The organism is Aquiflexum sp., from assembly GCF_041751335.1.
Classification (GTDB): Bacteria; Bacteroidota; Bacteroidia; order Cytophagales; family Cyclobacteriaceae; genus Aquiflexum.
Window position 1 is genome coordinate 1 of the sequence record NZ_JBGSXS010000112.1, and the last position, 2,171, is coordinate 2,171.

General features: G+C 37.4%; 1 protein-coding gene. It reads right to left on the reverse strand.

Annotation, left to right across the window (positions count from 1 at the left end; all coding sequences use genetic code 11):
• Positions 1-2,171, reverse strand: a 2,171-nt coding sequence (locus ACEW8U_RS06220; protein ID WP_373521173.1) for a two-component regulator propeller domain-containing protein, incomplete at both ends; no start/stop codon positions are given.

A 2,171-nucleotide genomic window follows, 5' to 3' on the forward strand; every position in this document is an offset into this window, starting at 1 on the left:
TGTTCCATGGAGACCAATCATTATCGAATCCTTCCAAGTACGTCTGATAAACCGTCCTTTCTTCTTGTTCATAAAAAGGAGCGGCATATTCGAATTTTAGGGAATTGTTTCTGTTTTCTAAGCTGATGGGTTCTTGATTGCTTCTAGAGATACTTAATGTGTCCTCTTTTGTTGATACCAGTCTAAGGATTACCTCAAATTTTTTATCAATAGCACTTTGTCCCTCCATTCTAAACAATCCCTCACCACTGCCCAACCATACTGTACCATCACCTTCAGGGAAAATGGTAATGATATCTTCTCCGGGATATGCACTAAAGAGGTTATCCTCTAATTTATAGCTGCCATCCGGGAGTGGGTTTGCAATCCGGATTTTATTATTGATACTTATCCAGACCTTTCCGGTCTTGTCCTCAGTTAATGAAAAATTATCTGTTGATGAAAAATCAATCTTGATTTCACCGAAAACATCTGTTTTTTCAAATTTTTCAGACGCTGAATTATACCTGACCAACCCATTTTCTGTAAGGGAATAAATTTCCCCATTTACACCGTAAATTGCTCCGGGTCCATTTTCCAGACCCCTTTCTGAACCAAAAACCTCCATCTTTGAGTTCGAAAGGTCAAGTTTATCATTTTGTAGCAAATTGGGGGTAATCCTGTAAGCTTCTCCGGAATGAGTTCCTGCCCAAATACTCCCGTCACTGCCTTCAGCCAACGAATAAACACCAAGCTTGAATTCCAATAGTTCACCCTCTTGAATCCACGAAAATTCATTGGGTTTAGTGTTTCTTTTAAATACAGAAATGCCAAAAGCACTACCAATCCAAAGCCTATCTTCTTTGTTTTTGGTAATTTTATAGGTAAGCGCTCTAAATTCTGGATTAGATATTTTATTCATTCTGGGAGACCTTGGCTTTAATTCACCTAAACCAAAAGGCGTAGGGATCAAAAGGTTTTCGCCATCATTGATCAGTGTAAATACTTGAGATCCTTCAGTTTCAGGTACTAGTTCAAAAAGACGCTTAATAGGGTGTAGGACATATACTCCGGAGGTTGTACCTGCATATAGTAAATCATTTGACCTTGTAATTGAAAGTACAGCCGATTTGATTCCTGATTCTCTGGCAAATCGGGTAAGTAAAGAATTGAATTCTATTTTGGCAATGCCATTGTCCATACCCAACCAAAGTAAGCCAGAAGAATCAAGGTAAATGGCATAAATAGAATCATCTTGGATACCCACGTCAGAGTTGATTTTTTGGATCAATTTACCTTGTGGAGTTATCACAAATGCTCCCCGACCATTAATAGTGATCATGTAATTGCCATCCTGTAAAATTATACCCCTATACAATAATCCAGTCTTTAATTGGTCATCGATTTCCGTGGGTAGTTTTTTGAACTTACTTCCGTCATAAATAAAAATCCCATTAGTTGTAGAAGGGAACAAAAACTGATCTTCTTCTTTCTGACCATTTGCATAAGGCAATAAAACCAAGGCCCTATTATTGATTGAGAATTCTCCATCTGGAATAAGCACGAAATCTTCACCTACTAGTTTAAACAGGCCTTTATCCCGCTGAATCAAATAAATTTGATCATGGTGATTAAAACTTGAGAGAAATGCTGTCTCTGATTTCCAAATTTTTACTCCATTTTCGGGATTGGTGATATCGTCTTTGATTCTGAACAAATATTCAGACGAAAAAAAATACACATCTTCACCTGAGTTTTGAATTGATGAGATTATTGAAAATCCCTTGGCCTCTTCCGGTATCAAATGGGTTAAGGAAATGGCAACTGTATTTCCGAATTCATTGATAGACAAAAATCCAAATTCATTGACAGTTCCGTAGTAGATAACGCCGTTTTTGTCTTTTCCCATTGTCCTTACAATGGCATTACCACCTACTCCGGGTAATTTAATCTGTTTCCAATTTACGCCATCAAACTCTGTAATCCCGGAGGTAGTACCAAAATACATGATACCTCTGTCATCTTGTATTACACTCCATACCTGAGAGTGTCCTTTATAAATTTTAGAGGTGTAATTTGAAATCAGCGGTAAACCAAGTTCAGGATTGGTTTGGGCAAACGCATCCATTGGCACCAAGAATGGTGTGAGTAAAGCAATTATAAAAAAGTAAAATCTATGTATCAAAACTATC